16 protein-coding genes, 3 pseudogenes and 1 CRISPR repeat array (1 of these 20 only partly in view) are annotated in these 21,988 nt (G+C 50.7%); of the genes and pseudogenes, 9 read left to right on the forward strand and 10 right to left on the reverse strand.

Going from position 1 to position 21,988, the window contains the following annotated elements; all coding sequences use genetic code 11:
• Positions 1-327 precede the first annotated feature (327 nt).
• The 5 genes and pseudogenes from NM96_03400 to NM96_03420 form a co-directional block, all read right to left on the reverse strand.
• Complete coding sequence (locus NM96_03400) at positions 328-1,740, reverse strand: cell filamentation protein Fic (GenBank protein ID AVR78515.1); 1,413 nt, start codon at positions 1,738-1,740, stop codon at positions 328-330.
• Between the two features lie 313 nt (positions 1,741-2,053).
• A pseudogene (locus NM96_03405) lies at positions 2,054-3,343 on the reverse strand (ferric reductase).
• 154 nt (positions 3,344-3,497) lie between these two features.
• Positions 3,498-4,577, reverse strand: coding sequence for a hypothetical protein (locus tag NM96_03410; protein AVR78516.1), 1,080 nt, complete (start codon positions 4,575-4,577; stop codon positions 3,498-3,500).
• 21 nt (positions 4,578-4,598) lie between these two features.
• Positions 4,599-5,045: a hypothetical protein gene (locus tag NM96_03415; protein AVR78517.1), complete on the reverse strand. Its 447-nt coding sequence runs from the start codon at positions 5,043-5,045 to the stop codon at positions 4,599-4,601.
• A 79-nt stretch (positions 5,046-5,124) separates the two neighbouring features.
• Entirely contained in the window at positions 5,125-6,066 is a 942-nt protein-coding gene (locus tag NM96_03420; GenBank protein ID AVR78518.1) for a dicarboxylate transporter/tellurite-resistance protein TehA, read from the reverse strand.
• Positions 6,067-6,379: 313 nt separating this feature from the next.
• Here NM96_03420 and NM96_03425 point away from each other — a divergent pair.
• Both NM96_03425 and NM96_03430 read left to right on the forward strand, forming a co-directional pair.
• A protein-coding gene (locus NM96_03425; protein AVR78519.1) for an IS5/IS1182 family transposase occupies positions 6,380-7,172 on the forward strand; the annotation gives its coding sequence in 2 pieces (ribosomal slippage) (positions 6,380-6,645 and positions 6,644-7,172; 795 coding nt in all).
• Positions 7,157-7,255: pseudogene (locus NM96_03430) on the forward strand (IS5/IS1182 family transposase). The gene NM96_03425 and the pseudogene NM96_03430 overlap by 16 nt, the downstream one beginning before the upstream one ends.
• A 108-nt stretch (positions 7,256-7,363) precedes the next feature.
• On the opposite strand, the pseudogene NM96_03435 reads toward NM96_03430, so the two are convergent.
• From NM96_03435 to NM96_03455, 5 genes and pseudogenes are all read right to left on the reverse strand, one after another.
• Positions 7,364-7,763: pseudogene (locus NM96_03435) on the reverse strand (hypothetical protein).
• A gap of 59 nt (positions 7,764-7,822) precedes the next feature.
• Positions 7,823-8,572 (reverse strand): SAM-dependent methyltransferase, encoded by a 750-nt coding sequence (locus NM96_03440; GenBank protein AVR78520.1) that lies wholly within the window; start codon positions 8,570-8,572, stop codon positions 7,823-7,825.
• A 231-nt stretch (positions 8,573-8,803) separates the two neighbouring features.
• Complete coding sequence (locus tag NM96_03445) at positions 8,804-9,052, reverse strand: CsbD family protein (GenBank protein AVR78521.1); 249 nt, start codon at positions 9,050-9,052, stop codon at positions 8,804-8,806.
• A 128-nt stretch (positions 9,053-9,180) separates the two neighbouring features.
• Positions 9,181-10,710, reverse strand: coding sequence for a glycine/betaine ABC transporter permease (locus NM96_03450; GenBank protein ID AVR80256.1), 1,530 nt, complete (start codon positions 10,708-10,710; stop codon positions 9,181-9,183).
• 76 nt (positions 10,711-10,786) lie between these two features.
• Positions 10,787-10,996: a copper chaperone gene (locus NM96_03455; protein ID AVR78522.1), complete on the reverse strand. Its 210-nt coding sequence runs from the start codon at positions 10,994-10,996 to the stop codon at positions 10,787-10,789.
• 432 nt (positions 10,997-11,428) lie between these two features.
• Here NM96_03455 and NM96_03460 point away from each other — a divergent pair, with 432 nt between their 5' ends.
• The 7 genes from NM96_03460 (at position 11,429) to cas2 (ending at position 20,177) form a co-directional block, all read left to right on the forward strand.
• Positions 11,429-13,915, forward strand: coding sequence for a CRISPR-associated helicase/endonuclease Cas3 (locus NM96_03460; protein AVR78523.1), 2,487 nt, complete (start codon positions 11,429-11,431; stop codon positions 13,913-13,915).
• A 7-nt stretch (positions 13,916-13,922) separates the two neighbouring features.
• Positions 13,923-14,645 (forward strand): type I-C CRISPR-associated protein Cas5, encoded by a 723-nt coding sequence (gene cas5c / locus NM96_03465; GenBank protein AVR78524.1) that lies wholly within the window; start codon positions 13,923-13,925, stop codon positions 14,643-14,645.
• On the forward strand, positions 14,642-16,684 hold the full coding sequence (gene cas8c / locus NM96_03470; GenBank protein AVR78525.1) for a type I-C CRISPR-associated protein Cas8c/Csd1: 2,043 nt from the start codon (positions 14,642-14,644) through the stop codon (positions 16,682-16,684). The genes cas5c and cas8c overlap by 4 nt, the downstream gene beginning before the upstream one ends.
• Before the next feature lie 21 nt (positions 16,685-16,705).
• Positions 16,706-17,545 (forward strand): type I-C CRISPR-associated protein Cas7/Csd2, encoded by an 840-nt coding sequence (gene cas7c / locus NM96_03475; protein AVR78526.1) that lies wholly within the window; start codon positions 16,706-16,708, stop codon positions 17,543-17,545.
• A 14-nt stretch (positions 17,546-17,559) separates the two neighbouring features.
• On the forward strand, positions 17,560-18,210 hold the full coding sequence (cas4, locus tag NM96_03480) for a CRISPR-associated protein Cas4 (protein ID AVR78527.1): 651 nt from the start codon (positions 17,560-17,562) through the stop codon (positions 18,208-18,210).
• A 585-nt stretch (positions 18,211-18,795) separates the two neighbouring features.
• A complete protein-coding gene (locus NM96_03485) occupies positions 18,796-19,809 on the forward strand; it encodes a subtype I-C CRISPR-associated endonuclease Cas1 (GenBank protein AVR78528.1) in 1,014 nt (337 codons plus the stop codon).
• A 74-nt stretch (positions 19,810-19,883) separates the two neighbouring features.
• On the forward strand, positions 19,884-20,177 hold the full coding sequence (gene cas2 / locus NM96_03490; GenBank protein ID AVR78529.1) for a CRISPR-associated endonuclease Cas2: 294 nt from the start codon (positions 19,884-19,886) through the stop codon (positions 20,175-20,177).
• A gap of 189 nt (positions 20,178-20,366) precedes the next feature.
• A CRISPR array of direct repeats spans positions 20,367-21,988; the repeat unit is 32 nt; unit sequence CCAGCCGCCTTCAGGCGGCTGTGTGTTGAAAC; it runs 9,966 nt beyond the window's last position.

Genomic DNA, 21,988 nt, shown 5'->3' on the forward strand with positions numbered 1-21,988 from the left:
CGGCAAGCACGGATAGTTTGGATTTCATGGGTGTTTTTTAAATTGGGGGAAAGAGGTATTTTAGGAATATCATACGGTTACAGCAAGCGGCGGGGTGCGGCAAGCGTAGATTGGATCGAGACCCTGCAAAACCGTTTAATCTATCTAAAACGTTGGGTTTATCAACCCAATCTACCTACTTAGACAATAAAATTACCCAAGTCGCCATCAGATTTAGCTGTAAAGGTCGTCTCAAAGGCAGAAAAAGCAGTCCGAAACTTCATTTTGAAGGTGCGGACTGCTTTTGTTTGGACTCGGCTAAGGCCGCCCCTTTAGGCGGCTGCCAAACTATTTTCTCTCCAATCTTTCCAATAAATCCTGCGGAGCAACATATTCTAAAGCATTCCCTGATTTGAATGGTACTAGGAATCTATATTCTCCAAGTTTGCTTAAATCGCTGCGGGCAGTATTTAAAGAAATACCGTATTGGTTTGCAATCTCTTGTGCAGTAAAGATTTTTCCGCTTTCTTCCACCGCTTTTTGCAGGATGCCGATTTGCCGCTGGTTCAACTTTCCTATCTTTTCGATATACTGGGCAATTGCTGCTTTGAATTCCTGCTGGTGTTTTTGTTTGTCGGAAATATAGTTTTCCAAATCGGTAACTGCCCGCTTGATAATGTCGCATTGGTAATAGATAAAATAGGTTAAATCCAAATCGTCGGTTTCTGCATGCAGATAGGATTTGGCGTATTGGGCAGGGGCGTTTTTCAGCAGGCGGCTGATGGATATGTATTCAAACAGCCAGTAGCCGTTTTTGAGCATAAACCAATAGAACAAAGCCCGCGCCGTCCGCCCATTGCCGTCGCCGAACGGGTGGATATAGCCGATGAGGAAATGCAGAATAATTGCTTGGACAACTGGATGAATAAACGGATTTTCTGAGCCGTCATAAGTGTTGTTGGCAAACGTGCATACCGCTTCCATCAGCGTATGAACCTGCCCGTGCGGCGGCGGTTGGTACAGGCTGTTGCCGTCGTTATCGGCGATAAAGATTTCGTCGTCCCGCCTGAATTGCCCAGGCTCGGCCTTGTTTTCAATGGCGTTACTGGTGGCAATGCGGTGTAAATCCAAAATCATTTCAACGCTCAACGGCGTATTTTTCAATTCAACCGCTTTTTTCATTAGGTGATAGTTGTTCACTATCATGATTTCGTCTTTGGTTTTGGGCTTGCGCTGCGATTTGAGCATATCCTTGGCCACTTTGCGCGTGGTGGCAGCACCTTCCAATTGAGCGGATGTAATCGCTTCTTCCATAATCAGGGATTTGAGCAGGAACCTATTTTGCTCGCTTCTGCCGAAGCCGCCCAGACTGGACGTGCCGATAGTGTTGCCGCAGCTTTTGTCAATCAAATGAAGCCGTGCCTGCAAGGAGTCGGGAATGCAGAACCAAAACCGATGCCTGAACGGAAAATCAATCGGTTTTTGGATTTTCATGCGGCTCTCCTTGACGGCGCGCCATTTCATTCGTGTGTCCTCCGTATGAATTCGGCGGAATTTGTCCCAATGCAGGTAGGTTCCGTTTTCATCGGTTACGGAGAATTCAGAATAATCTTTGATTTCAGTAAGAAAATTTGAAATATCCATGTCGGGATTGTCAGTGGCGGAGTGAAACAACTCGGCAGTTTGCACCATCTTTTCGGTAAGATGCTGTACATACTCCTGCTGCAACAGGGCAAATTCCGGAGGTCTGGAGATTTTCATGATAAATACCAAAATCGCGCAATTTTTTATAATTGAGTTATTTTAGTCAAATTTTAGAGAGGTGAAAAGTATTAAAATGAAAATTGGTAAGTAAGCATAGTCTTTATAAATAGAGGAGGGTAGTATCTACCATCTTGAAAAAAACAACTGGTTCAAGCAGTATTTATTGTTTTCAGACGGCCTTTTTTAGATTAGCTGTAAAGGTCGTCTGAAAAGCAAAAAGCAGTCCGCAACTTCATTTTGAAGGTACGGACTGCTTTTGTTTGGACTCGGTTAAGGTCGTACTTTGAGGATGCCTTGCATCTACAACCGTTTAGCGGAATTCAAAGAACTCTAAATGTTGCGACCGTGTTTTCAGGCTGTCTGAGATGCTGCGAGTGAAACTTCGGCTGCCGCAGAGCCACAGGCTGCGGTTTGCGCTATCGCGGACGGTCTGCCCGATGTGTTCGGCGGTGAGCCTTTGGGTTTCGGAAGGGATATAGTGGAAATTGACATTGGCTTGCTGCGCTAAATTTTGCCAGTGGGCGAGCGTTTCGACAGGAAGGTTTCTATCGGCATGAAACCAGTCTGTCGGCTGGGTGGCGGGCTGTTTGGCAAGTTCGTTGAGTCGTGCGAGAAATGGGGTAAAACCGATACCGTTGCTGACCCAGATTTGCGCTTGTCCATCGGAAAAGTCGAAACGTCCGTATGCGCCGTCGATTTGCACGGTGTCGCCGATATTCAGGCGCTGCGGCAGGCGGCGGGTGTAGTCGCCCAAGTCTTTGATCACGAGCGTGAGCTGTTGGTTATCAGGCTGCCAGTCGGAGGCGATGGTAAAGGGGTGGCTTTCTCCGTGTGCGCGTAAAAAGAGGAATTGTCCTGCGCGGTGTCCCTGCCATTTCGGGGCGTTCAGGGTCAGGGAAAGCAGATTGCCGTTTTGATTTAGGGCGGATACGGTGGCGTTTTGCGGTTTGCCGATGCGCTTGAACAGGGCAATCAGCGAGCAGGCGATGCCTGCAAGTAAGGCGGCGATGAGCAGCCATCCCAGCGGTTGCGATCAATAGGCAAAATTTGCCAGCACGGTGGTGTGCCACACGAGCGCGAGATAAACGGGGACGATAAGTATGTGGAGTTTGGCAAACCAGCGGTAGGGTATACGTTTGATGAGGGCGGCGACAAGCAGGACGAGGGCAACATAAAAAGCGATTTCGCCAACTTCTTCGGCAAAGTGGCGTTGGGTAGCCAGCCAGTCTTTGAGCGTCAATATTTCCTGCATCGGCGGGCGCGGCGGCTTTTTGCCATCAAACAGACCGAGCTTTACCAGCCATTTGGGGAATTGCTTACTGGTCCAATGCAGGATGCTGCCTGAAAGCGCAATGATGCCGAACCATTTGTGCAGGCGGTACATTTTGTCCAGCCCGCCGAGCGGCGTTTCCAGTATTTTGGGACGCACGGCAAGTATCAGGCAGCCACTCATGGCCAGTATGCTGATGGTGCCGGTTAGTTGTAGCAATAGGTTGCGTACCGGAAATACGCCCCACTGGTCTGGAAATGATGTAGCAAGCAGCCATAAGGCGAATATGCCGCCGAAAAATATGGCTAAGGTAAATTTAATGTTTTTCATGGTAGTGGTCCTTACGGATGGGAATATGAAGCGGTCTGCGCCGTTTGTGGGGATTGTATGTGGGGAAAATTAGGTGGAAATTATTGGTGTGGGTCAGGGTGGGAAGGGTTTACCTGTTGAGGTCGTCTGAAAAGTTTAAAACAACCTGACCTTTTCAGACGACCTGAAAAGCAGCAACCCGTTTCATCGGCCATGATTCCGTTGTCCAAACGCGTTCAAATTCTTCGGCGAAACCGTGTTGTGCGGCGTAGGTTTGCAATTGTTGCAGCCAGGTTTTCGGGGCGATGTCGGCGGCGGCGCGGGTGGTGTGCAGCAGGTAGGGGCGGGTATCGAAAGCTTGGACGATGTGCTGGCTGACGGCGTTTAAGGCTTGGGGATTGTGGTCGGTTTGTCGGGCGATTTTTTCGTATTGCGACAGGGCGGCGGTTTTTGCGGTTTCGTGTTCGGTGACGGTTTGGGGGCTGTGTCGGGCGGTGGTAGCTTGGATGGTAATCAGGGGCGGCAGTTGCCCTTCGGTAAGCGCGGCGGCGAGGCGCAGGTGCCCGTCTAAAATCAGCCAGCGGTCAGACAGGGCGGGGAGTTCGTACACCAAGACGGGCGGCAGTTGGTTTTGCCGTGCATGTTTGCGCCAATATTTCAGACGACCGTCTTCGGCGTGGTGCGTTTTCAGGGCGATGAAGCGTTCGGCTTGGGTATAAAAATTGTTGTCCAGCACGTCGAAACGGCTGCCTGAAAATAGCCATTTGCGGTAGTTTTCGTCGGTTTCGGGCTGCCCCACGGCGGTGTCGTGCCAACATTCACCCCATTGCGGGGGCAGGGTTTGGGCGGGGCGGTAGTCGAAGTGCCATTCGCCGATGCCGAGCAGCCCTGCGTTGTGGGTGGCGAGTTGTTCGATGAAATATTTGTTCCAAAACAGGCCTTGCTTTGCGGCGGGTTGGCGGGCGATGTGTTCGTTTACGCGGCTGCCGATGTGCCCGACGGGTTGGTATGTCTGCCAGCTTTCGGCGTAGCTGCGGATGAGGTAAACGTCGTATAAATCGTGGCTGAAGAACGACCAGAACATGGGTTCATCGTTGTAAGTCAGGCTGAGGCTGATGCCGTCAGGCGTGTGGAGTTTCAGACGACCTTGCGTTTGACGGTCGATATGCAGGGCAAGGCTGTTTGGGGAGGCGGAATGGTGGGTCAGGCTGCCGCTGTATTGTTCCAGCGCGGCAGTTAGCGATCGGTAGTGCATGGGGTGTCCTTTGTGAGGCGTTCAGCGATAACTGATGACAATCATCGTACTGCCGTCTTTATTGTGGTAATACGCGCCCGCATTGCCCCAGGCAAATTGACGGCATTTGCCGGATGACGATGCTTTAATGGAACAAGGGGAATCGCCCAGCTGTTTATCCAGCCATCGATCAAACTGTTTTCTACGTTGCAATTCGTGCTCTTCCGACCATGCTGCCCAGCTATTGTCCTCGCCTATCGGGCAGAAGAATATGGATAAGCGCTCCAGCCGCTGCTGCTCGAACCGAGCGGTAAGGGTGTATTGTTCAGACTGTTTGGTAAATGACAAACTGAAAAATGTTATTCCCGCTTGCAGATGATTCGGGCTGGATTTTGGGAAGGATGCAATCCAGTCATCAAGCGTGGTGCGTGCGCCAATAATGTTGCCGTCCGGCAGGATGATGCTGCCGTTTTCAGGGTTTATCTTCATCGGTTTGAATTCCCAAATGTAGTTTTCAGACGACCTAAGGCCATGTTCGTTTTATCACGCCTTTAAGCCGCACGATTTTTCATTTCACCCACAACCGTCCCTGTCTCGCTAAATTCAAAGTCGCCAGCAACAGTAACATCACCAAGCCGGAACCTGTGGCGGCGAGGAAATAGCCTAAAAACAGTAAACGCTGTTCGGCAATCAAATGGAAACCGCAGCCCGTCATTGCCGCCAAACCGAACGAGAAACCCCAAAAGCTGGGGCTGAATCCTTGCTCCAGCATCCAAGGCAGAAGGCGCAGCAGCAACAGGAATTGCAGGCAGCCGTAGCCGATTAGAAGCAGCGAGAAGGTATCGATGTGTCCGCCTGATGCAGCAAAATAGGCGCCGCAGCCGACAAAAGCGGGCGCAAGCTGAATGCCGACAATACCGCGCACAGGGGCGTTGACGGGTGTGCCGGTGCGCAAACGGCTCAATATGGCAGCTTCCAAGCTAAGCCATGAAAACAGTCCCGCGCCCAAAAACAGCCAGGCGTAATCGGACCAACCCAATACCGCCATTGCGGTCGCGCTGACAAAATTGGTGGCAACGGTGGGCAGGTAAACAATCGGCGTGGTGGCATCGAGGGTATGGACGCCGCGCCACAAGCCGCCTGCGCGGTACATGGCAAATGCCAACTGTCCCGCCGTTCCCAGCAAAATCAATCCTTTTGCCAGTAGCGTTTGGTAGGGCAGTGCCGCCAAACCTGCCAGCATCGTGGTAATCGGAATCGCGCTGATGAAACAGCATTGCACCAAATCCTGCAAATCTTGTAAAAATTCGGGGCGGAAAAAACGGATTTTGATGATGTAGGCAATGACCAGCAGCAGCCAAAGCACGAAGGCGGCGGCTAACAGCGTTTCCGCAGCCCAATTCGGCAAAAGCCCGATATGCGCGCCGTAACGCCAAGACAAACCAAGCGCGAAAAGCCCCAACGGCATGCTGAAATAGCTGAGGGGGACGGGAAATTTTTTGGTACTCATGACAATGTGTGTGTTAAGGAAAGGCGGTAGTATAGCCGATTCAAATCGGTAAGCGCAGCTTGGGTCGAGACCCGATAAAGACGTTAAATTTGCCTGAGATATTGGGTTTCAGCATGAGCCGTCTTGGGTATGGATATGCTGATATTTGAGTTTATAGATGCGGTTTTCAGATGACCTTGTCAGATTCCGAGGTCGTCTGAAAAAGTATAGTGGATTGACTTTAAAGCAGTACGGCGTTGCCTCGCCTTAGCTCAAAGAGAACGATTCTCTAAGAACGTGTTCATTGTCTCAGCCTCTGCTGTAAACTATCGGCATGAACAGAAAAACCTACCCAAGCGATATCAGTCGCGAGCAATTTGCGCCTCTCCTTCCCCTGCTGGAAAGTGCCCGTAAACGCACAGCGCCACGCCAGGTGGACTTGTACGATGTCTTTTGTGCCATTCTCTACCTGCAACGCACTGGCTGCTCCTGGCGCGCTTTGCCGGGCGACTTCCCCAAATGGCGCACCGTGCATTCCTACTTCCAGAGATGGACCGAACCACGCGAGAGTGGCATCAGCATCCTTGAGGAAGCATTAAAAAAATCAGGTAGTTGCGGAGCGCTGCAAGCAGGGGCGCCATGAAGCAACTACTTTCCTGATTATTGATGCGCAGAGTGTGAAGAACACGGATACCGCCATGGAAAAAGGCTACGATGCGGGCAAGAAGGTTAGCGGTATCAAGCGACATATAGCGGTTGACACGCAAGGTTTGCCGCATGCCCTTGCGGTAACGACGGCGGATGTTACGGATAGAAAAGGCTGCCTGGTGGCATTGGAACGTGGGCGGGATAATCTTGGTGCGATACAAAAAATCCTTGCTGACGGTGGTTACACGGGTAAGGCATTTGCTTCGTCAGTACAGGAGTTGATTGGTGCAGAAGTAGAGATTGCCAAACGAAACGAATTGCACCGTTTTGCAGTATTGCCGAAGCGATGGGTAGTAGAGCGCAGCTTTTCCTGGTTGGAAAAGAACAGGCGGCTTTGGAAAAACTGCGAGCGTAAGTTGAGTACCAGTCTGCAAATGGTAGCTTTGGCTTTCTTGGGAGTCCTGCTACGAAGACTATGAACACGCTCTAAGGTGCTGAAGCACCAAGTGAATCGGTTCCGTACTATCTGTACTGTCTGCGGCTTCGTCGCCTTGTCCTGATTTAAATTTAATCCACTATAAATGTGTTTTCAGACGACCTTTAAAGGCAGCCTGCACTTTTAAACGGCCTTAAGCGCTATCCGCCCTGCCTGGGCGGCGGCGCGGTTTTTTTAGTACGCGCCCCACAGCATCAGCAGGGCGCACAATAAAAACAATATCCACTGGCCGAGTAGGAAATAATTTTTGCCGCGCGCACCGGCCATTTTAAGCTGTATCAGCCACACGGTGCACCACAGGCCCAGATAAACGGCAACAAAACGGGCAGCGGCGGCTTCCATACCGTCGAAAATCCGTGTGAACGCAAGCAGGCAGGCTGTGGCGGCCAGCAACAGCAAATCTACGCTGACCAACTGGAAGACGCACACAGCCTGCATCCAGTTGCGCGTACCCTGTTGCGTGCTGTTTTCTGCATCGGGTTTCAGGCTTAAGGTTTCGCGGGTGCCGACAACAAAGATGGGCAAAAAATGCCACGGCCAACAGCAGGGCGGCGGCGGCAAAGGGAATGTTCATGTTATGCTCCGATTTTGATGGTTTGGCATATTTCTTCTCGATTGCGTTTATGGCGTTTTTCAAACAGGTTTGCGGAAGGTAATGCAGTAAAAGCGGTTGTCCCACAGCAGTCGCGTTTTCTTTTCCTGTACGGTTTCGGGAATGTAGTTTTCGATTTGTGTCAGGTCGAAATCGGTGTCTTGGAAGTAGTTACGCGTGAATAGGCTTTTTTTGTATTGTTGTTGGATGAAGTCGGTGGTTTCGTCTGCGATCATGATTTTGGTGCCGGGCTTGGCAACGCGCAGCATTTCGTTGATGGCTTTTTGCTTGTCGCTGAAAAAATTAATGCCGCCCACATGGAATACGACGTCGAACATATTGTCGGCAAAGGGTAAGTCTTCGGCGTTGCAGTGTACCAAGTCCAAGCCTGCCGCTTTTTTCCGCCATACGTTGCGGCAGCGTGCCAACATGCCGAGCGACAGGTCGGCACCGGTCAAATCCAGCGCGGAGAGGTTGATGTCGGCGGGCAGGTGGTTTAAATCGGTACCAGTGCCGATGGAGACATAGAGCGCGGTGCAGTCCTGCCGCCATTCCAGTTCGCCCATCAGGCTGCGCCGCATTTCGTTGATGCTGTTGCCGTATCTGAAGCGGGCTATCCAGCGTTCGCCGAAATCGTACCAACGGGCGAGGCGGTTGTACATGTTCATGTATTTGGCGTTGTCGCCCGTGACGTTGTCGGAGTCGAGGCACAACAGGATGTCGTCTTGTTCGGGCGGAAGCGGGTTTTGCAGGGCGGGTTTGAGTTTTTGGATGAGCTTGGCGGAAGGCATGGTGCTTCTCCTGTTGAGGGTTGAGCGATGCGTATCTCGAGTCGGGATTCGGCAAAACCGTTAAAGCATTGGATTCATCTATCCGATTTATCCGGCGGGGTCGTCTGAAAGCTTGATTGTGGTGAACAGGTGATTTTCGGGTGGCTGCGCCGTTGCTATGTTGATTGAAATAAAGGCCGTCTGAAATCGTGTTTCAAACGGCCTTTTGACATAGTTTACGACAAGGATGGATTAGAACTTGCTTTTGATGTCGTCAATCAGGTTTTCGGCTTTTTCTTTTGCCTCGTCAACCAGATGTCCTGCTTCTTCTTTGCCTTTTTTCAATACGTCGCTTGCTTTTTCCTCAATGTCGGCGGCAACTTCTTTGACTTTGCCGATGCCTTGTTGGATTACTCCTTCTGCTTGGAGTTTGGAGTCGTTTAACAGTTCTCCGGCTTTTTCTTTTACATTACCGCTGATTTGGTCTAATTTGCCGCTCATGATTCATTTCCTTGATGTTTATATTGATCGAGGACCCACTATAGTCTAATCAACGGCTTATTGCAACTTGAGGGGTCGTCTGAAAATCTGTTTCAACAAAATGAAAACCGTTTTTCAGACGACCTGAATCATTTGCCCTTATCGTTTATTAAACCGTTTTTTTGTAAATAATCCCGCGCTACGTCCGCCGGTTTTTCTCCGCCCACTTTCACGCGGTAGTTCATTTCAGTCATTTCGGCTTCGCTGATTTTGCCTGCCAGTTTGTTCAATGCGTTCACGATGTCGGGATGCTGTTCGGCAAACTCGGTCTTCATCAGCGGCGCGCCTTGGTAGGAAGGGAAAAGGGCGATGTCGTCTGAAAGGACGGCGAGGCGGTATTGTTTGAGGTCGCTGTCGGTGGAATAGGCCTCGACGAGGTCGATTTTGCCGTTTAGGAGGGCGGTGTAGCGCAGGGCGGGTTCGAGCGTCGAGAGGTGGCTAAACTGTATGCCGTGTTGTTGCAGACCTTTGTAGCCGTCGGCGCGGTCGGTAAATTCGAGGGTAAAGCCGGCGCGGATTTGGTTTTGCACGCGTTTGAGGTCGGAGATTTTGTGCAGATTGTGCGCGGCGGCGTAGTCTTGGCTGACGGCGAGGGCGTAGGTGTTTTGGTATGCCATCGGCGGCAGAAAGGTCAGCCGGTGTTGTCGGGCAAGCAGATCTTTGGCGGTTTGGTAGGTCTGTTCGGGCGAAAGGCGGCGGTTTTGCTGTTCGGCAGGGACTTTGACCAGACTTTCGAGGACGGTACCGGTAAATTCGGGATAAATATCAATTTCGCCGCTGTTTAAGGCGTTGAACAGAAATGAAGTTTTGCCGAAGTTGGGTTTGAGCGCCACCTGCGCGCGCGGATTATTTTCTTCAATCAACTGTTTGTACATATTGATGAGGATGTCGGGTTCGCTGCCGAGCTTGCCTGCGATGGTGATTTTTTGTGCGGATGGGTTCGTTTGAAAAATCGGTGCCAAACCGATGGCGATAAGGATGGCAAGCAGGGAGGCGGTAATCGGCATTTTGTGTTTGGACTTTTGCAGTATGCCGATGCCGCCGCTGACCAGTACGGCGAGCAGGGCGGACAGCAGCGCGCCGGTAAACGTCATCGCCATGTTGTTGCGGTCGATGCCGAGCAAAATCAGGTTGCCCAAGCCGCCTGCGCCGATGAGCGCGGCGAGTGTTGCCGTGCCGATAATCAATACGGACGCGGTACGGATGCCGGAAATCATGGCGGGCAGCGCCATCGGTAATTCGATGCGCCACAACGCCTGCCATCGGGACAAGCCGAACGCGGTGTGCGCTTCTTTGATGGCGGGATCGATTTGGCTCAAACCGAGATAGGTGTTTTGAAAAATCGGCAACAGGGCATAGAGCGTCAGCGCGATCAAAACCGGCGGCGAACCGATGCCGACAAAGGGAATCAGCAAGCCGAGCAGCGCGAGGGACGGGATAGTTTGCAGGATATTGGTTACTTGTAAAACACCTTCCGCCCAACGCCGTTTGTCTGCCAGCCATACGGCCAGCGGCACGGCAAGCGCAACGGCGCAAAGCAGGGCAATCAGGGAGAGGCGGAGGTGTTCAAGCGTCGCCTGCCACAGTTCGGCAGGCGGGACAGGAAGGAAATCGGGCATAAGGTGCAAATCAAACAAAAAAGAACTTCACTACAGCAAAAGGTCGTCTGAAACATTTTCAGACGACCTCGGAGGATTATAAGACAGCGTCAAAGCCCCCATCTTCCACCGCCTCAATCAATGCGGCAGGATTGGTTTTCGCAGGGTCGAATTCAATGACCGCATTTTTGTTCTCCAAACTGACTTTGGCTTTGGCAACGCCTTCCGTGTTTTCCAAAATACGGGTAACGCTTTTCACGCAGCCGCCGCAAGTCATGCCGCCGATATTGAGGGTAAGGGTTTCCATAGGATTTCCTTTCTGTAAACGAATCGAGCCTAAAAGCCAATAAAATGTGATGGATTAACAAAAATCAGGACAAGGCAGAGAAGTGCGCCATAGTTCAAGTTCAATCAACTATAACCCCAAATGTAGGGGAAAAGTCAAGCAGGTCGTCTGAAAACCTGCCATCGTTTATCTGCATCATTCGAGCCATCATGCTACCTTTGATTTGTCCCATTGTTCACAAAGAGTAAAATTGATATTGTTATTTATTACAAATGCTGTATTATGTTCGGGTAATTATAACAAATAAAATAATGATATCATAAATTTCTAAATATCTCCTTTATCCGCCATTCAGGCGACCTCATTCCACAGATTTTAGACTTTTCAACACTTCAAGCCATTTTGTATGGCTTGTTCGTTAAATTTTGCACGTTTTAAATTTGGAGAATTGACGTGAATTTTGACTATATTGCCCACGTCCGCAAATCGGACGGGCAGCCTCAATCTTTGCAAACGCATCTAATAGAAACCGCCGAGATCGCCAAATTATTGGCAGCCAAGCTGGATTTGGATCAGGCGGGCGAGTTACTCGGACTCATGCACGATTTCGGTAAATACTCCCAAGATTTCCAAGAATATATCAAAAGCGTAACCGGCATTAATCCCGACGCAGATGATTATGTTTTGCCCAATGGAAAAAAAATTGACCATTCCACCGCCGGCGCGCAATGGGTTTACCGCGAATTGAGAAAATTCGGTGCGGCGCAGGGAATCGGCGAATTGTTCGGGCAAATGCTGGGTTTGTGCATTGCTTCACATCACGGCGAAGGCTTGATTGACTGTTTGGACGATGAGGGCAACGCTGTTTGGAAAAAGCGGTTTGAAAAGGATGATGAATTAACACACTTGGCAGAATGCGAGCAAAATGCCGATGAAGCCGTTCAACAGAAAGCACGTGAATTGGTAGGAGAAAACCTGATTCGCAGCCTGCTCAAAGCAGTGAAACCGATTCTTTCCGACCCAGCAAGCAACGACAAAATCAAAGAGTTTTACCTCGGCTGCCTGACCCGTTTCCTGTTTAGCTGCCTGATTGATGCCGACCGTATCAACAGCTCGGATTTTGAGCGGGAAGCGCAGAAAGAAGTCCGCCGTTTGACCGAAAAACCAGATTGGCAATCGGCAATCGATAAATTGGAAGCCAAATTAGCGGGTTTTGAAAATCGTCCTGTCGAAGAAATCAAACCTATTGACGAAATCCGCCGCAAAATTTCAGACGACTGCTTAAAAAGAGCGGCCGATTCTCAAGGTATTTATACACTGACTGTACCGACCGGCGGTGGTAAAACATTAGCCAGCCTGCGCTATGCCCTCCATCATGCGCAAAAGCATCATCTCGACCGCATCATCTACATCATTCCCTACACTTCTATCATCGACCAAAATGCCCAAGCCGTGCGCGAAATTCTCGGCGAAGATTGGGTGCTCGAACACCATTCTAATTTAGAACCTGAAAAACAAAGCTGGCAGGACAAACTGCTGTCCGAAAACTGGGATAAGCCTATTGTCTTTACCACCATGGTGCAGTTTTTGGACGCATGGTTTGGCGGCGGTACGCGCGGCGCACGCCATATCCACCCGATGACCAATGCGGTGCTGATTTTTGACGAAATTCAAACCCTGCTTGTGAAATGCGTGCATTTGTTTTGCAACGTTTTGAACTGGCTGACGACGTTCGGCAAAAGCACGGCGGTTTTGTGTACAGCGACGCAGCCTTTACTCGGCGAATCGGGCTTGCAGAATTTTCCCGAAGGGAAAAGGGAAAGCATTGCCGCGCGCGGTTTGTTAAAGCAGCCTGCACATGCCGAAATCATGGGAACTGATGAGCAAAGAGAAGAGCTTTATCAAAAGTTATCGCGCGTGGAAATCCGATTCAACGAAAAAGCAGGCGGCTGGAATGTGAAAGAAGCGGGCACGTTTTTGCTGAAACAGTTTCAGACGACCCCAAGCTGCCTGTTTATTGTCAATACCAAAAAATGGGCGCAGGAGCTTTATCAGTATTGCAAGGGGCAGAACGTGCCGCCCGAGACCTTGTTTCATTTAAGCACCAACCAATGCGCGGCTCACCGAAAAGCGATTTTTGACACCATCAAAGGTCGTCTGAAAAACAAAGAGCCTGTTATCTGCATCAGCACCCAGTTGATTGAAGCCGGTGTGGATATTTCCATGGCTTGCGTGATTCGCGCCTTGGGTGGGCTGGACAGCATTGCCCAAGCAGCGGGGCGTTGCAACCGGCATGGAGAGAAGGAAGGCAAGGGGCAGGTTTGGGTGTTGAATTTACAGGAACAGGATTTTACCCGGATATTGCCCGATATTCAGGCAGGCAAAAACCATGCCGAACGTGTGTTTCGCGATTTTGCCGGACAGGATATTTTGCAGCCAGAAGCGATAAAGCGTTATTTTGAATACTATTTTTACCAGCGCAGCGATGAAATGTCGTATTCCGTCAAAAGCAGCGCAACGGGTTCACTGCTGGATTGGCTGAGCGATAATAAAAACAATCCTGGCGGTAATATAAATATAAATAACCGCAGAACTGGAAAAATCCAACTGCTGATGCAATCCTTCAAAAGCGCAGGGCGCGCTTTCCAAGCCATAGACGCGCCGACACGCGCCTTGATTGTGCCGTATGGCGAAGGTACGGAACTCATTGCCAAACTCTGCGGCGAATGGAATCCCCAAGAAATGCACCGCACTTTGCAAAAAGCCCAGCGTTACAGCGTGAACGTCTTCCCCAACGTTTGGGATAAATTGCAAAAAGAAAATGCCTTACACGAAACCATTGAAGGTTCTGGCATTTATTATTTGGATGAACGCTATTACAACAATGAATTCGGCCTGTCTTTAGACGAAACAAGCGAAATGACTTTTTACGACTTATAGGAGCAATATGGACAGCAAAATCAGTTTCCGCGTATGGGGGCGGCAAGCCTTGTTTACCGACCCCGTTACCAAAATTGGTGGCGAAAAATTCAGCTACCAAGTGCCGACATACGAAGCCATTAAAGGCATTGTCAAAAGCATTTACTGGAAACCCACCTTGATTTGGCATATCGACCGCATTCGTGTAATGAAACCCATCCGCACCCAAAGCAAATCCACTAAGCCGCTGGATTGGAACGGCGGCAACACCTTAGCGATTTACACCTTTTTGCAGGACGTGGAATACCAAGTGGAAGCTCATTTTGAATGGAACGAGCATTGGGAAGAATTGGCAGGCGACCGCAATTTCGGCAAACATATCGCCATTGCCAGAAGAATGTTGGAACGCGGCGGACGGCAGGATATTTTTCTCGGTACGCGCGATTGCCAAGGCTATGTCGAGCCGTGCACTTTCGGAGAAGGCGAAGGGTTTTACGATGAAATCGACAACTTAGATTTCGGCCTGATGTTCCACAGCTTCGGCTATCCCGAAGAAACAGGAAAGCCCGAATTGGTCAGCCGTTTTTGGATGGCAAATATGCAAAACGGCGTGATTGAATTCCCCAGTGTAAACGAAAGTGCAGGCTGCCTGAAAACCCGATTTATCCGCAAAATGCAGCCTGAAAAACCGTTCAAGCGCGGCGAAAACGTCAAGCCTGTGGAAGATGAAGCCAAGGAGCTAGGATTATGAGCTGGATGCAGAAACTTTATCGGACGTATGAAAGCATTTTGGAACAGTGGGTTACCGATGATGCCGATCCGCTGACGCCGGTCGGGCATACCATCCAAAACGCGCATATCGTTATCGTGATTGACGGTCAGGGCAATTTTCAGACGGCACGCGTGATGCCGCCGAAAACGGCGATTTTGCTGCCTGCCACCGAGTCGTCTGAAAACCGCACCAGCGGCGAAGCCCCGCATCCGCTTGCTGACAAAATCCAATATGTCGCCAAAGATTACGCCGATTACGGTGGCGAAAAGAAAGCCTATTTTGAAGGCTACCTGAAACAACTCAAAGCATGGTGCGAATCGCCTTTTGCCCATCCTAAAGTGCAGGCTGTGTTGCACTATGTTGCCAAAGGACGGGTGGTTGCTGATTTGGTGGAAGCAGGCATATTTCCGCTTGATTCGGACGGCAAAGTGTTGAACAAATGGGAAACAGAAGGCGATGCGCCGCCGATTTTCTCCGTGCTGCCTAAAACCAAGGGCGAAATCGAATTCAGCTCGGCATTGGTGTGCTGGCAGGTGGAAATTGCAGGCGACGTACACAGCCAAACATGGACGGACAAAACTATACAGCGATCTTGGGCGGATTACGCCGCTTCGGAAAAAGCCGAAAAAGGTTTTTGCTTGGTGCAGGGCGAAGAAACTGTCATTTCCACCATGCATCCCGCCAAGCTGCGCCACACGGGCGATAAAGCCAAACTGATTTCTTCCAACGATACGGCGGGTTACACCTTTCGCGGGCGTTTTGCCACCGCCGAAGAAGCCGCCAGCGTATCGGCAGACGTATCCGCCAAGGCACACAGCGCGCTGCGTTGGCTGATTTCCCGCCAAGGCATCCGAAACGGCGACCAAGTTACCGTCGCCTGGGCAATCAGCGGCAAACCTATTCCGTCGCCGATGAAAGACATTTCCAGCGAAATTGATTGGGATAATCTGGACATCAGTGCGGTTGAAAATCCTGATGAATTTTCATCGCAAACATCGTCTGAACAGCCGTCCCCCAATTGGTCAGTAAATATCGGGCGTGCTGCTGCACAAATTATCAAAAAGAAACTGCATGGCTATCAGGCAGAATTGAAAGCCCACGAACAAATCTCCCTGATTATGCTCGATTCCGCCACGCCGGGGCGCATGGCATTAACTTATTACCAAGAATTTCTGCCTGCCGATTATTTCGCTAATTTGGATGCATGGATTGACGATTTTTCTTGGTATCAGCGTTACAGCATTGAAGTTCCAAACGGCAAGAAAACCGACAAGCGCACCCAATGGCGCTTCGTCCCGCCTTCGCCTTACAGCATTGCCGAAGCCGTGTACGGCAAATCCCTGTCCGACACGCTCAAAAAACAACTTTATGCCCGCCTTCTGCCCGTCATCGCAGGCGGAACATCCGTGCCGATTCCTGAAGATTTGGTGCGTCAAAGTTTTCAGGCAGCCTGCAATCCTAATGGCTGCGAAAACTGGGAATGGCAAAGAAACATCGGCGTCGCCTGCGCCCTATACAAAGGCTGGCGCGCTCGTCATCACGATTTATCACAACGGAGAACTTACCCTATGAGCTTGGATACCCAAAACCGCTCGCGCGATTATATATTTGGTAGATTACTAGCAGTTGCCGAACATTTAGAACGCACCGCGTTGAGAATAGCTAACGAAACCCGTGCAACCAATGCGGAAAACTATATGCAGCGTTTTGTTATGCGTCCGTTTCATACCTGGGAGCAGCTTGAAACCAATCTGAAACCGTATAAAGACCGATTGCGTAAAGACTACCCAGTTAGGATTTCGGAAAAATTTGTTTTAACCAGCCCGATAGGCTTTTTGAACAATCGAGAAAATGAAATTAATCAGCTTATATGCGTGCTGGATGATTTGAAACAGGAAGGATGCGATTTAGACAAACCTTTGGAACCGGAATTCCTGTTGGGATACCACAGCCAAAAAATGGCGTATCGCAACAAATCCAACCAACCCGATCAAGAAGTAACCGAAACCCACGAATAACCCATTTAAAGGAAAACTAAAATGAGCTTAACCAAAAAAATCGACTTCGCCTTAATCCTGAAGGTAACCAACGCAAACCCTAACGGCGACCCCTTAAACGGCAACCGCCCGCGTGCCGATTTCCAAGGTTTCGGCGAAATGACCGATGTGTGCCTGAAACGCAAAATCCGCGATCGCCTGCAAGACAGCGGCGAGAGCATCTTCGTACAATCGGACGAAAAGAAAACCGACGGCATGACCAGCCTGGCCAACCGTGCCAAAGATAAAGATGTCGGCTTGGGCGCGGATGCTTTTAATGCCAAAAAAGCCAACAAAGACGACACCGCCAAAAAAGCCTGCGACAAATGGCTGGATGTGCGCAGTTTCGGACAAGTTTTCGCATTCAGCGGCGACGGTAGCAGCGGCATATCCATCGCCGTGCGCGGCCCCGTTACTATTCAATCCGCATTCAGCGTTGAGCCGATTAACATCACCAGCACACAGATCACCAAAAGCGTTAGCGGCGAAGGCGATGGCTCGAAAAAAAGCTCCGACACCATGGGCATGAAACACCGCGTCGATCAGGGCGTGTACGTTGCCTTTGGCGCAATGTCGCCGCAGCTTGCCGAGCGCACCGGCTTTTCAGACGACGATGCCGAAAAAATCAAAGCCGTACTCACCAAACTCTTTGAGGGTGACGCATCTTCTGCCCGCCCCGAAGGCAGTATGCAGGTGCTGAAACTCATCTGGTGGGAACACAACAGCAAAGCAGGGCAATATTCTTCCGCCAAAGTGCATGGCAGCCTGAAAGTGAATGCCGATGGCGGCTATGAACTGGAAAAACTTGATGGTTTAACTCCGCAGGAAATCGACGGCTTCTAAAAACATTCAAAAAAATGACCGCACTTTCAACTGAGAGCCAAGGGGAAAATCAGGACATGCGCCTGATTCCCCTTTCCGCCCTGCAACACTACGCCTTTTGCCCGCGTCAATGCGCGTTGATACATAACGAGCAGGCGTGGGCGGAGAACTATTTGACCGCGCAGGGCAAGGCGCTGCACGAGCGGGTGGATTCGGGCGAGCCGGAAATGCGCAAGGGCGTGCGCTTTGAGCGGACGGTGCATGTGTCGGCGGAGAAACTGGGTATCAGCGGCGTGTTGGATTTGGTGGAAGTGGACACGAAAACAGGCAGCCTGAAACCCGTGGAATATAAACGCGGTAAGCCCAAACCCGACCCAATGGACGAAATCCAACTTTGCGCCCAAGGTTTGTGCTTGGAAGAAATGACCGGGCAAACCGTCTCTGAGGGTGCGCTATGGTATATGCAAACCCGCCACCGCGTCCCCGTTGTGTTTTCAGACGACCTGCGCGCCCAAACACTCGCCACCATCGCCGCCGTGCGCGACCTTCTAAACAGCGGCCAAACCCCGCTGCCCGCCTACGGCAAACACTGCAAAGCCTGCTCGCTGGTGGAGATTTGCCAGCCGGAGTTGTTGGGGAAACGAGATCGGAGTGTGGGGTATATAAATAGATTATTTTCACAATAAACATTCAAGGAATTGACTTTCTGTTTGAAGTGGTCTATCATGGATTCCATGACATCTTGTTATGGGAGAAAAAATGGGCAGTCGGAACGATAAAGGCTGGAAAATTCATTTTGAAAAAAGAGCTGATGATGAATTTTTATTCCATGTTAAGGGAATTAGAAAAATTGTTAGTATACTAATATTAACTGTATTTACGATTATCCATTTGATAGATGGATATTTCCGTTTCCATTCGTGAATATATTCATTTGTTTGTCTTTTGTCTTTAAAGGAGGTGTGTAAGAAGATCACTCTATAATTCCAGGTGCTTTATAGATGCCTGTGTGTTGAAACCTTGATTGTTTTTTGTTTAATTTGATTGAGTAGTACCGCCTTTTTTATGGCGGTACTTATTTAATTGATTTATCTGATATGCGTAGATACAAGATCTGATACTTGTGTCCAAAGATTTGTTGAGATTGATGTAATTTGAAATGATTGCTGTGGACTGGCAATGTCGGATTCGAGAATCCGACCTACCGTTTTTCAGGTGGATCAACCTGTTAAATACCTAAAAAAGTGCGGTCAAAACCCAAGGAGTTTCCCATGCGCAAACTGCAAAACACGCTCTACATCACCACCCAAGGCAGCTATCTGCATAAGGAGCGGGAGACGCTGGTGGTGGAGCAGGAGCGTAAGAAGGTGGCGCAGTTGCCGGTGCATTCCATCGGGCATATTTTCTGTTTTGGGAATGTGCTGGTGTCGCCGTTTTTGCTGGGGTTTTGCGGTGAAAATAATGTAAATTTGGTGTTTTTTACCGAGAACGGACGTTTCTTAGGGCGGTTTCAGGGGCGGCAAAGCGGCAATGTGCTGCTGCGTCGGGCGCAGTATCGGGTGTCGGAGCAAAATCCCGTACCGATTGCGCGCAATATCATTGCGGCAAAGATTCAGGCGAGTAAGCGGGTGCTTCAGCGGCAGATTCGCAATTACGGCGATAATGCGGCGATTCAAAGTGCGGTCGATGCTTTGAACATTTCGCTGCGGCAGTTGAAGGGCGCGGCCAAGCTGGACATGGTGCGCGGTATTGAAGGCGACGCGGCGGCGCGTTATTTCGGCGTATTCGGGCAGCTTTTAAGCGAAAAAAGCGGCTTTACTTTTGACGGACGCAACCGCCGTCCGCCCAGAGACGGGGTGAATGCGCTGTTGTCGTTTGTGTACAGTATTTTAGGCAAGGACATCAGCGGCGCGCTGCAAGGCGTGGGGCTGGATCCGCAGGTAGGCTTTCTGCACGCCGACCGGCCGGGGCGCGACAGTTTGGCGCAGGATATTTTGGAAGAATTCCGCGCATGGTGGGCAGACAGGTTGGTGTTGTCGCTGATTAACCGCGGGCAAATCAAACCGCAGGATTTTGTTACCGAGGCAAGCGGTGCGGTAAGCTTAAAAGCGGAGGCGCGTAAGCTTTTGTTCCAAACCTTGCAGGCGAAAAAGCAGGAGAAAATCGTGCATCCGTTTTGGGGCGAGGAAGTGGAAATCGGGCTACTGCCGCATATTCAGGCCATGCTGTTGGCGCGGCACTTGCGCGGGGATTTGGCGGAATATCCGCCGTTTTTGATGAGATAGGTTTGCAGGTCGTCTGAAAACGGGTTGGATGTTTTCAGACGACCTCTAAAGCAGCCTGCACATGGGAATACAAAATGCTGATGCTGATTACTTACGATATTTCGCTGGAAGACGCGGAAGGACCGGCAAGGCTGCGGCGCGTGGCGAAATTGTGTCTGGACTACGGCGTGCGCGTGCAGTATTCAGTGTTCGAATGCGACATCGCGCCCGACCAGTGGGTTGTTTTAAAAGACAAACTTTTGAAAACCTACAACCCCGAAACTGACAGCCTGCGCTTTTACCATCTGGGCAGCAAATGGCGGCGCAAAGTGGAACACCACGGCGCGAAACCGGCGGTGGATGTGTTTAAGGATACGTTGATTGTGTGAATCGCCAACCTATGGTTCTCATGAAAATGCGGCAGGGTTGGCGAACTGGGATTGTTCTTTAACAATAAGGATATTGCGAATGCGAGTGTAACGGAAAAGGCTGTGTTATACTCGCGTTCGCGCTTTTCTTGTGAGCTTAGCGAAATCGGGGCTGCGAAACCTGATGGGGCAAGGCTTTTGAGAGAGGCTCCAGCCGCCTTCAGGCGGCTGTGTGTTGAAACATACGCACCCATCGCGGCGGATTTGAGGGCATTCAACCAGCCGCCTTCAGGCGGCTGTGTGTTGAAACTCCCCGAAGGGTGTTACCCTTTAAGGGAGCCTTACCAGCCGCCTTCAGGCGGCTGTGTGTTGAAACATCCATCCGGTAGAGGCCGTGTTTGTGTTTACGCTCCAGCCGCCTTCAGGCGGCTGTGTGTTGAAACTTCCGCCAACTCGGGTTGACGGGAAAGTTCGAACCGCCAGCCGCCTTCAGGCGGCTGTGTGTTGAAACCATCGCCTGCCGTTGCCCTGCAACGGTTGCACACAACCAGCCGCCTTCAGGCGGCTGTGTGTTGAAACATTGCATGGGCGATTGGTCGTGCGCCTGATAGCGACCAGCCGCCTTCAGGCGGCTGTGTGTTGAAACGACAGGTCTTACCGCTGGGTAAAGGCAAATGTCCCAGCCGCCTTCAGGCGGCTGTGTGTTGAAACACAATATTCTCGGATTGTGCCGTTATTATGATTACCCAGCCGCCTTCAGGCGGCTGTGTGTTGAAACCTCTTGGATGCCCTTAACAAATGTGACTTCCGACCCAGCCGCCTTCAGGCGGCTGTGTGTTGAAACTGCCGCACGAAGATAGTAACCAACCACCTTTTCCCAGCCGCCTTCAGGCGGCTGTGTGTTGAAACGCTATCCAAGGCATAGAAATGCTCACGTTCGGATCCAGCCGCCTTCAGGCGGCTGTGTGTTGAAACCTTGACTGTCTAAAACTCCCGAATCTTTTAAAGCCAGCCGCCTTCAGGCGGCTGTGTGTTGAAACACCGATGGCGCGGCGGACCGCCTTCATCTCTGGGGACCAGCCGCCTTCAGGCGGCTGTGTGTTGAAACAGTAGCCGAGCTGCCTAATGCGTTGCCTTGGCTGCCAGCCGCCTTCAGGCGGCTGTGTGTTGAAACAGCAGAGCGGCGGTGTCGTTGGCTCTAACTGATCCAGCCGCCTTCAGGCGGCTGTGTGTTGAAACACCCGGAACAATCAATACTTCGAACGGAATCACAACCAGCCGCCTTCAGGCGGCTGTGTGTTGAAACATTAATATAAAAGGTCGTCTGAAATTCAGACGACCCCAGCCGCCTTCAGGCGGCTGTGTGTTGAAACTTGTTATTGCCGGATCTACGATAAAGCAAAGGAACCAGCCGCCTTCAGGCGGCTGTGTGTTGAAACATTACAGGCGCGGACGGCAACACGACGGCCAAAGCCAGCCGCCTTCAGGCGGCTGTGTGTTGAAACATCTATCCCGATCCGTTTGGCGATACAGGTTTTACCCAGCCGCCTTCAGGCGGCTGTGTGTTGAAACCAGTTCATGGGCTTTTCCTACTTGGAATCGGTAACCAGCCGCCTTCAGGCGGCTGTGTGTTGAAACATTTTTAGGGGATTGATGACGTAAACGGTGTGGGTCCAGCCGCCTTCAGGCGGCTGTGTGTTGAAACATTTGCGGCATTTCTAATTTGTGAAATACGGTCCCAGCCGCCTTCAGGCGGCTGTGTGTTGAAACCCAGTAAACGCAGGACACTCATAATGCTTTTGACCCAGCCGCCTTCAGGCGGCTGTGTGTTG

This window comes from Neisseria mucosa, from assembly GCA_003028315.1.
GTDB lineage: Bacteria > Pseudomonadota > Gammaproteobacteria > Burkholderiales > Neisseriaceae > Neisseria > Neisseria mucosa.

Excerpts from the sequence above, each read along its gene's own strand:
- NM96_03400 (AVR78515.1), bottom strand. The coding sequence starts at position 1,740 with ATGAAAATCTCCAGACCTCCGGAATTTGCCCTGTTGCAGCAGGAGTAT.
- NM96_03410 (AVR78516.1), bottom strand. The coding sequence starts at position 4,577 with ATGCACTACCGATCGCTAACTGCCGCGCTGGAACAATACAGCGGCAGC.
- NM96_03415 (AVR78517.1), bottom strand. The coding sequence starts at position 5,045 with ATGAAGATAAACCCTGAAAACGGCAGCATCATCCTGCCGGACGGCAAC.
- NM96_03420 (AVR78518.1), bottom strand. The coding sequence starts at position 6,066 with ATGAGTACCAAAAAATTTCCCGTCCCCCTCAGCTATTTCAGCATGCCG.
- NM96_03440 (AVR78520.1), bottom strand. The coding sequence starts at position 8,572 with ATGCCTTCCGCCAAGCTCATCCAAAAACTCAAACCCGCCCTGCAAAAC.
- NM96_03445 (AVR78521.1), bottom strand. The coding sequence starts at position 9,052 with ATGAGCGGCAAATTAGACCAAATCAGCGGTAATGTAAAAGAAAAAGCC.
- NM96_03450 (AVR80256.1), bottom strand. The coding sequence starts at position 10,710 with ATGCCCGATTTCCTTCCTGTCCCGCCTGCCGAACTGTGGCAGGCGACG.
- NM96_03455 (AVR78522.1), bottom strand. The coding sequence starts at position 10,996 with ATGGAAACCCTTACCCTCAATATCGGCGGCATGACTTGCGGCGGCTGC.
- cas5c (AVR78524.1), top strand. The coding sequence starts at position 13,923 with ATGGACAGCAAAATCAGTTTCCGCGTATGGGGGCGGCAAGCCTTGTTT.
- cas8c (AVR78525.1), top strand. The coding sequence starts at position 14,642 with ATGAGCTGGATGCAGAAACTTTATCGGACGTATGAAAGCATTTTGGAA.
- cas7c (AVR78526.1), top strand. The coding sequence starts at position 16,706 with ATGAGCTTAACCAAAAAAATCGACTTCGCCTTAATCCTGAAGGTAACC.
- cas4 (AVR78527.1), top strand. The coding sequence starts at position 17,560 with ATGACCGCACTTTCAACTGAGAGCCAAGGGGAAAATCAGGACATGCGC.
- NM96_03485 (AVR78528.1), top strand. The coding sequence starts at position 18,796 with ATGCGCAAACTGCAAAACACGCTCTACATCACCACCCAAGGCAGCTAT.
- cas2 (AVR78529.1), top strand. The coding sequence starts at position 19,884 with ATGCTGATGCTGATTACTTACGATATTTCGCTGGAAGACGCGGAAGGA.